We start from the raw sequence: 8,081 nt of genomic DNA, 5'->3' as shown, positions 1-8,081 counted from the left end.
CTCAAGCGGGAGGCGCAGAAACTCGCTGCGCTCAAACATCTGCGCCTCTGTTTCCGCTTGCCCCTGCGCTACTCGCCTCCTCATAACGGCAATGAAAACCGAACTACTACTGGAATCAACGCCATACAGAAGACAGTTAGTTCTTAGTTAACAATCAATCAGATGAACTGTTGCATCTAGCCACATTGCGGCGTGGCTGTGCAGCGAAAATTCCACTTGGCTACTTCAATGGTCGCCTCATTGGAAGCCCCCCCCTTCTGTCAACCTACAACTTATGCGCATCCTCCAAATATTGCTTAAAGCTGCAACGGCTTGGTTCCTGATCTGGAATCTTGGTATTTCTGTCGCGAATGAATTGGCATCTTCTGACTGGCCCGCCAAGATTGTGAGGATTGAGAATTTGCGTCCAGTTACGCCGTTCAAGATAAGGGTTGCAGGCATTGTGGCGAAGGGAACCGTCGTCGGTCCTGTCACACTCCGTGCCCACGTGGATACCGAAGGAACCGTCATCAAAACTACCTTACTCAGTTCCTGCGGCAATCCAGACTTGGACGAATCCGCCCTGCACGCGATGCGCAGCATGCGCTTCAAGCCATACATCGCTAACGGTATTCCGACTGAAGTAACTTTAGTCGTACCAGTGCATATCCCCAAGCGGCTGGGCAGGTCAGACTGATTTCTTCCAAAGAATAAAACATTTCCCGATAGCACCTTGATCCGATGAAGCAATGCTCCGTTTCATTTTCATAATGAATCAAGGACGCGCCACGGCGCGTCCTTGTGATTTCCGGTATCCGGTTTCCCCCGCCGTTATGAGGAGGCGAGTAGCGCAGGGGCAAGCGGATCAAGAGCCGTGCATGTCTGAGCCCGCAGGGCGAGTTTGCGCGGCTCCCGCTTGACCCGAGCAACGCAGCGTGCCCGTAGGGCCGACGAATCCGGCTCGCCTTTCTTTCGGTTACCTTTCTTTGGCGAAGCAAAGAAAGGTGACTCGCCCGCCGGGGCGAGACCCGGCTCGCCGGCCCAGCCAAGGACACAAGCCGACACAACCCCAGCAACACAACAGCCCGCGAACCAGCAAACAGCCGGTTAGCATCCCCCGCATGCGCGCAGCACCGCACCTCGCCCAACTCCTGCCCCCCGCCCTCGCGGCCTGGCTCGCCGGCGTGGCCCTGCAACTGCAGCAACCGGAACTCTGGCCCATCACGGTTTACGGGCTTTTTCTGGCCTTGGCCCTCATCCTGATTGCGCCAAAAGCTATCAAATCAATAGCATTCTGGCAACGCGCCGCCGCCATCACCCTGGCTTTCGCCCTGCTCGGCTTCGCCAGCACCGGCCTGCGCGCCACCGCTTTCAGCCGCCACACCCTCGCCCCGGCGCTGGAAGGCAAAGACATCGCCGTCACCGGCCTGGTGGCCGCCATGCCGCAGTACAGCGAAGCCGGCACCCGTTTCCGCTTCGAGGTGGAGAGCGCGCAACTCGACGGCCAGCCGGTCGCGCTGCCGCCGCGCCTGCACCTGGGCTGGTACGGCGGCGTCTGGGGTGGCGGCGAGCTGCTGACCGACCTGCAGCGCGCGCCGCAGCCCTTGCAGGCCGGCGAGCGCTGGCAGATGACGGTGCGGCTGAAGGCGCCACATGGCGGCAGCAACCCGCATGGGTTCGACTTTGAGCTCTGGCTGTGGGAGCAAGGCCTGCAGGCCACCGGTTATGTGCGCGCCGGCCCGCGCGACGCGGCGCCGCAGCGGCTGGCGACAACGTGGTGGCACCCTATGGAGCGGGCGCGCCAGGTGGTGCGCGATGCCATCTTTGAACGCCTGCTGGCCAGCGGCGGTGACGAACGCGAGCGTGTGCGCCTGGCCGGCGTGGTGGCCGCGCTGGTGGTGGGCGACCAGCAGGCGATTGACCGCGCCGACTGGGATGTGTTCCGCGCCACCGGCGTGGCGCACCTGATGAGCATCTCGGGCCTGCACGTGACGCTGTTTGCCTGGCTGGCGGCCATGGCCATCGGCTGGCTGTGGCGGCGCTCACCGCGGCTGTGCCTGGCATTGCCGGCGCCAACGGCCGGTCTGCTGGGCGGACTGCTGCTGGCCATCGCCTACGCACTGTTCAGCGGCTGGGGCGTGCCGGCTCAGCGCACGGTGTGGATGCTGGCCACGGTGACGTTGCTGTGTCTGTCGGCGCGGCGCTGGCCCTGGCCGCTGGTGTGGCTGCTGGCGTGCGCCGTGGTGGTGGCCGTGGACCCCTGGGCCTTGCTGCAGGCCGGCTTCTGGCTCAGCTTCGTGGCGGTGGGCGTGCTGTTCGCCACCGATGCCGGCACGCGGCCACTCGGGCGGGCCAGCCTGCGGCACCGGGTGCAGGCCATGCTGCGCGAGCAGTGGATCATCACGCTGACACTGACCCCACTCACTTTGCTGCTGTTCGGCCAGGTCTCGCTGGTGAGCCTGGTCGCCAATGTCCTGGCGATTCCCTGGGTCACGCTGGTGGTCACGCCGTTGGCCTTGCTGGGCGTGTTGCTGCCCCCGCTGTGGGAGGTGGCAGCCGTGGCCGTGCAGTGGCTGACCATGTACCTGGGTCTGCTGGCCAGCCTGCCGCTGGCCACGCTGTCGGTGGCGCAGGCGCCTTTGTGGGCCGGCGTGGCGGGCCTGCTTGGCGGTGTGCTGCTGGTCATGCGGCTGCCATGGAGCCTGCGCCTGCTCGGCCTGCCGCTGCTGTTGCCCGTGCTGCTGTGGCAGGTACCGCGCCCCCTGCCCGGCCAGTTCGAGCTGCTGGCGGCCGACATCGGCCAGGGCAATGCGGTGCTGGTGCAGACCGCCACCCACGCGCTGCTGTTTGATGCCGGACCGCGTTACTCGCGAGAGAGCGACGCCGGCCACCGCGTGCTGGTGCCGCTGTTGCGTGCGCTCGATGTGCGGCTGGACCGCCTGGTGCTGAGCCACCGCGACAGCGACCACACCGGCGGCGCAGCGGCCGTGCTGGCCATGCAGCCAGCCGCCACCTTGCTGAGCTCGATCGAAGACGATCACGAGCTGCAGGCCTTGCGCCGCGCCGAACGCTGCGAAGCCGGCCAGGCCTGGGACTGGGATGGCGTGCACTTCGAGGTGCTGCACCCGACCGCCGAAGACTATGACTGGGGCCGTCGCTCCAACGCGCTGTCGTGCGTGCTGCGCATCAGCAACGGCACGCAAACCGCCCTGCTGACCGGCGACATCGAACAAGCGCAGGAGGCCCAACTGCTGGCCCGTGGCGCGCCGCTGCAGGCCACGGTGCTGCTGATGCCGCACCACGGCAGCAAGACTTCCAGCAGCCCGGTCTTTCTCGACGCGGTCGCGCCTTCGCTGGCGCTGGTGCAGGCCGGCTACCGCAACCGTTTTGGCCACCCGGCGCCGCCCGTGCTGGCGCGCTACACCGAGCGCGGGGTGCGCGTGGTCGACACGCCGCACTGCGGTGCGGCACACTGGCAATCCACGTTACCGCAGCAGGTGACCTGCCAGCGCGAGGTGACCCGGCGCTACTGGCAACACCGCATACCCTGAGGGGGTTGGGATTTTTCCGCATAATGGCCTGACTGGAGACCATGTCATGAAAGTTGGGGATATCGACCGGGAGCTGGATGAGGCCAAACGCGCAGGGCCGGTGCGCGACATCGTCATCCCGCCCTGCCCCGAGCTGCTGACGGCACTGCAGCTTGAAATGCAGAAGGCCGACCCCGACCCGGCCGAGATCGCCCGCATTGCCGGCAGCGACGTGGCCATGGCGGCGGCCCTGCTGCGCACCGCCAACAGCCCGCTGTACGCCCGCGCGCGCCCGGCCAACACCGTGAGCGAGGCCGTGGTCATGCTGGGCATGGGGCAGGCCGTGGCGATCCTGACCGGTTTTCTCACGCGCCATGCCATCCGCATCAATTCACCGCTGGTCGAGCACTTCTGGGAAACCTCGACCCGCCGTTCGCTGGCCATGGCCTACATTGCGCGCCAGCTCTACGGCATGAATGCCGAGGTGGCCCAGACCTGCGGCCTGTTCATGCACGTGGGCATTCCCATCATGCTGCAGGGTCTGCGCGACTACGACGGCACCCTGGCCGAAGCCCTCGCAAGGCAGGACCGGGGTTTCACCGAAACCGAGAATGCGGTGCACCGCACCGACCATGCCGTGGTGGGTGCCATCGTGGCCAAGACCTGGCACCTGCCGCCGGTGGTGGCCATCGCGGTGCGCCTGCACCACGACTTCACCGTGCTACAGGACAGCGCGGTGCCCGCCGAGATCCGCAGCCTGGTGGCCATTGCCGCGCTGGCCGAACACCTGGTAGCCGACTTCGAAGGCGTGCAGCCGCAACGGGAGTGGGAACAGCATGGCACGCAATGCCTGGCCTGCCTGCAGATCGACGAGTCGGAAGTCGATCACTGGGTCGATGCGCTGCACTCGGTGTTCGAGAGCGTGACGCTGGCCTGAGCCGGCGCATCACTCGCCCGGCACGGCGTTCGCAGGGCGGCTGCAACCGCCTGGCCGAGTTCGATCACCGCCAGCGCGTAGTAGCTGCTCCAGTTGTAGCGCGTGATGACATAGAAGTTCTCGGTGCCGGCCACATAACTCGGCGGCTCCTCGCCGTTCTGCAACTCCACCAGCGCCAGCGGCCCGCTGTGACGCAGGCCGACGGCGTCGAGCACGGCACCCTTGGCGGTGAAACTGGCCACCGGGAAGGTGGGCAGGATGTCGGGCGCCAGCAGCGCGTCCTTGTCGAGGCGGTCCGGATCAAAACCGACGCTGTAATGGGTCGGCATGCCGGGCTGCCAGTTGAAGGTCCTGAAATAGTTGGCCACCGAACCGATCACGTCGGCCGGGCTGTTGAAGAGGTCAATGCGGCCATCGCCGTCGAAGTCCACCGCGAACCTGGCCCAGCTGGAGGGCATGAACTGCGGCAGCCCCATGGCGCCGGCGTAACTGCCACGCACGCTCAATGCGTCCAGCCCGGCACGGCTGTGCAGGCTCAGCAGTTGCTCCAGTTCACCGCGGAAGAACTTGCTGCGCTCGGCCGCGCGCGGATGGGCCGCCGGAAAGTCGAACGCCAAGGTGGCCAGCGCATCGAGCACGCGGAAGCTGCCGGTCTGCTGGCCGTAGATGGTCTCCACGCCGATGATGCCGACGATGATCTCGGCCGGCACGCCGTAAACCGCCTCGGCCCGCGCCAGCGTGGCCTGCTGCGCCTGCCAGAAGCGCACACCGGCAGCAATGCGCCGGGGTTCGATGAAGCGGCTGCGGTAGAGCTGCCAGTTCTTGGGCGTGCCCACCGGCGCCGGCGTCATGAGCTTGGCCACCTGCGGCAGCTGGCGGGCCTGGCCGATGGTTTGCCGCACCCAGGCACGGTCCAGGCCCCGGCGCTCGGCAATCTCGTCGGCCAGCACCATGGCCTCGGGTCGGCTGGCGTACAGCGGGCCGGCCGGCTGCGTGCGGCTCGCCTGGGCTTTCGGTTTCTTGGTGTGTTTTGTGGCCATAGCCCCCGTGGAAACGGCGCCGGCAGCTATCAAAACAAGAGCAATTCGGAAAAATGTCGTGATCACAGGGGGCAGTGTAATTGTTTGAACTCGCGCCGCAGCGCCGCCAGGCCCCGCTTGGCGCCCTCGGCCGTGCCGGGCGCATAACGCAAGGCTTCGAGCCGCAGCAGCCAGTCGCGCCAGGCCTGCACGTGCGGATCGGCTGCGCCATGCTGGCGCACCAGGGACTGGGCCAAGGCCCGTGGCGTCAGCTCGGGTGCGGCCTGCGTCTGGCGCAGGCGCTGCTGTGCGGCCTTGAACAGACGCACCCAGGGGTCGTGCTGACGCCGCTCCCACAAGGCCCAGGCCGCGCCCGCCAGGCTGAGCAGCACGATGCAAACAGCCATCAGCAACCCCAGGTCTTCCCAGCTGGGCGACTCGAAACCAAGGTCCCGCAGCAGGTTGAGCTGGCGGCTCTGGGTGTAGTTCAGCACCCACTGGTTCCAGCGGTTGTTGACGGCCTCCCACACAGCGCGCAGATTTAGTGCCACGACCGGGCTGACGGTGTTGATGGCATCGGCCACCACGCCACGCGGGGCCTGCAGGCGCTGCAGCGTGCCGATGCGCCCGGGCGCCACCGCGCTGGTCGGGTCCACGCGCAGCCAGCCCTGGCCACTCACCCAGACCTCGGTCCAGGCATGGGCATCGCTCTGGCGTACAACCCAGAAATCATCGACCGTGTTGCGCTCGCCGCCCTGGTAGCCGGTGACGATGCGCGCCGGGACGCCGGCAGCGCGCAGCAGGATGACGAAGGACGAGGCGATGTGCTCGCAAAACCCCTGCTTGCGGTCGAACCAGAATTCGTCGGCACTGTGCTGCCCGAAGACACCCGGCTCCAGCGTGTAGCGGTAGCCGCCGCTGCGCAGGCGCGCCAGCGCGGCGGCGATCAAGGCGCCCGCGTCGCCCGGTGACTCGCGCCGCAATTCGGCCGCCAGCTGCAGCGTGCGCGGGTTGAAGCCGGCCGGCAGGTCCAGGTAGTCCTGCAGGCCGGCCATCGGCCGCAGCGGGCCGTGGCGGAACTGCGGGTAGCTCTGCACGCGGTAACGCACGATGTCGTGCAGCGGCGCATTGGCCAGCCACTGCAGCTCGCGCGTCATGTGCGGCGCATACGCCGGCAGCTGCGGCGGCTCGGGCGTGGCATCCAGCACCGGCAGCCAGGGCCGGCCGCTCGGCTCCAGTGTCACTTCATAACGCAGCGGCGCACCGGTGACCTGCAGCTGGGCCGGTGCTTGCAGATGCGGCGGGAAAGTCGGGCGCAGGGCCTGCCATTCGCGTCCATCGAAGGTAGACAGCACCGGCCCGCGGAAGTACAGCTCGGCAGACGGTGGTGGCGTGCCCTCGAAGCGCACGCGCAGGGCCACGCTGTCGTCCAGCGCCAGGCGGGCGATGCTGCCGACCTGCATGCTGCCCGACAGGCCGCTGCGCCCGCTCATGGCGTCACCCGGCGTGCCCCACAGCGGCGCCAGGCGCGGAAACAGCAGGAACAGCAGCAGCATGATGGGCGCGCCCAGCAGCGCCATGCGGCCGGCCAGGCGCGCCGACTGCCCCAGCGAGGGACGGCCTACCGGCATGTGACTGTTCACCAGGGCGGTGAGCAGCCCGAGCAGCCCGAGCAGCATGGCCATGGCGGTGAGCAGCGACTGCGAGAAGAAGAACTGCGTCAGCATCGTGAAGAAGCCGAGGAAAAACACGACAAAGGCATCCCGCCGCGCGCGCAGCTCCAGCGTCTTGAGCGCCAGCAGCACCACGATCAGCGTCACGCCGGCATCGCGCCCCAGCAGCGTGCGGTAGCTGGCCAGCGTGGCCGCCACGGTGAGCAGCAGCAGACCGAACAACCACCACTTGCCCGGCAGTGGCCGCAGGGTCAGCGCCAGCCAGCCGCGCCAGAGCAACACAGCCGCCGCCAGGGCACTGCACCACCCGGGCAGGTGCGCCATCTGCGGCAGCATGATCCAGGCGATCACGGCCAGCAGAAACAGGGTGTCGCGGCTGTCGCGCGGCAAGGAGGCAAGCGGGTTCAACATGGGGGAACTTCCGACTGCAACAATACCCGACAATCAGGACGTCTGAATTGCGACTTGAAAGGCCCGTCCATGAACGTTTACGACAAGCTCCAAGAACTCAACATCACCCTGCCCCCGGTCGCCGTCCCGGCTGCCGCCTACGTGCCTTTTGTGCAGACCGGCAATCTGGTCTTCCTCAGCGGCCACATCGCCAAGAAGGACGGCAAGCCCTGGGTCGGCCAGTTCGGCAAGACCATGACAACGGAAGAAGGCCAGGCCGCTGCGCGCGGCGTGGCCATTGACCTGATGGGTACGCTGCATGCCGCCGTGGGTGATCTCAACCGCGTCAAGCGCATCGTCAAGCTGATGTCGCTGGTCAACTCGACCGGTGATTTCACCGAACACCATCTGGTGACCAATGGCGCCAGCGAGCTGCTGGGCCAGGTGTTCGGCGAGAAAGGCGCCCACGCGCGCAGCGCTTTCGGCGTGGCCCAGATTCCGCTCGGGGCCTGTGTCGAGATCGAGCTGATCGCCGAACTGGCGTAAAAAAAAA

Annotated in this window: 6 protein-coding genes; 4 read left to right on the top strand and 2 right to left on the bottom strand. The window is 66.9% G+C overall.

What is annotated here, in order from left to right; translation table 11 throughout:
* The first annotated feature begins 274 nt into the window (after window positions 1-274).
* The 3 genes from CDE01S_RS17540 (at window position 275) to CDE01S_RS17530 (ending at window position 4,446) form a co-directional block, all read left to right on the top strand.
* A complete protein-coding gene (locus CDE01S_RS17540; protein ID WP_066710725.1) occupies window positions 275-676 on the top strand; it encodes an energy transducer TonB in 402 nt (133 codons plus the stop codon).
* Window positions 677-1,100: 424 nt separating this feature from the next.
* Window positions 1,101-3,530: a DNA internalization-related competence protein ComEC/Rec2 gene (locus CDE01S_RS17535; RefSeq protein WP_066710722.1), complete on the top strand. Its 2,430-nt coding sequence runs from the start codon at window positions 1,101-1,103 to the stop codon at window positions 3,528-3,530.
* Window positions 3,531-3,576: 46 nt separating this feature from the next.
* Window positions 3,577-4,446 (top strand): HDOD domain-containing protein, encoded by an 870-nt coding sequence (locus CDE01S_RS17530; RefSeq protein ID WP_066710719.1) that lies wholly within the window; start codon window positions 3,577-3,579, stop codon window positions 4,444-4,446.
* Here the strand turns inward: CDE01S_RS17530 and mltB are convergent.
* Complete coding sequence (gene mltB / locus CDE01S_RS17525; protein ID WP_084382979.1) at window positions 4,395-5,486, bottom strand: lytic murein transglycosylase B; 1,092 nt, start codon at window positions 5,484-5,486, stop codon at window positions 4,395-4,397. The genes CDE01S_RS17530 and mltB overlap by 52 nt on opposite strands.
* 62 nt (window positions 5,487-5,548) lie before the next feature.
* Window positions 5,549-7,549 (bottom strand): transglutaminase TgpA family protein, encoded by a 2,001-nt coding sequence (locus tag CDE01S_RS17520; protein WP_066710716.1) that lies wholly within the window; start codon window positions 7,547-7,549, stop codon window positions 5,549-5,551.
* A 69-nt stretch (window positions 7,550-7,618) separates the two neighbouring features.
* On the opposite strand from CDE01S_RS17520, the gene CDE01S_RS17515 reads away from it, so the two are divergent.
* Window positions 7,619-8,074 (top strand): RidA family protein, encoded by a 456-nt coding sequence (locus CDE01S_RS17515; protein WP_066710713.1) that lies wholly within the window; start codon window positions 7,619-7,621, stop codon window positions 8,072-8,074.
* Window positions 8,075-8,081: the final 7 nt, after the last annotated feature.

Source organism: Curvibacter delicatus NBRC 14919 (genome assembly GCF_001592265.1).
GTDB classification, from domain to species: Bacteria; Pseudomonadota; Gammaproteobacteria; order Burkholderiales; family Burkholderiaceae_C; genus Hylemonella; species Hylemonella delicata.
The sequence above is the reverse complement of the archived record's forward strand: the minus strand, read 5'-3'. Positions and strand labels throughout refer to the sequence as shown.